At 41.7% G+C, this 506-nt stretch carries 2 pseudogenes; both read left to right on the plus strand.

Annotated elements, in window-relative coordinates:
• A pseudogene (locus tag H5185_RS22430) lies at positions 1-125 on the plus strand (TorF family putative porin); the annotation flags it as partial.
• Between the two features lie 213 nt (positions 126-338).
• Positions 339-506, plus strand: a pseudogene (locus tag H5185_RS22435) (TorF family putative porin); the annotation flags it as partial.

Genomic DNA, 506 nt, shown 5'->3' on the forward strand with positions numbered 1-506 from the left:
GTGTAAGCCAAACAGATAATAGCCCAGCATTACAAGCTAGCCTAGATTACGCGGCCGATGATGGTTGGTATGTCGGTGCTTGGGCATCTAACGTAGACTTTGGTGGCGGAGATGATACTTGGCTATTATCTGTTTGGCTTACACCATTAAAAGTGTAATCAGACGTTGCATTAACCGTTGTGCTCAGCTCTCCTGCCATGACAGAAGTGGGTAGGGTAAATAAACTTAATAGGGCTAACTTTTTTATTGTCGTATTCATCATTATTCCTTGGATTGTTTTTATTGTTTAGTCTGCTAATTCGATTTTAGTAAAATCGATTTTATTTTCTTTTGGAGAGCTGAGCACAACGGTTAATGCAACGTCTGATTACACTTTTAATGGTGTAAGCCAAACAGATAATAGCCCAGCATTACAAGCTAGCCTAGATTACGCGGCCGATGATGGTTGGTATGTCGGTGCTTGGGCATCTAACGTAGACTTTGGTGGCGGAGATGATACTTGGCTA

Origin of the sequence: Shewanella sp. SG44-6 (assembly GCF_014164185.1) — a bacterium.
Taxonomy (GTDB): domain Bacteria; phylum Pseudomonadota; class Gammaproteobacteria; order Enterobacterales; family Shewanellaceae; genus Shewanella; species Shewanella vesiculosa.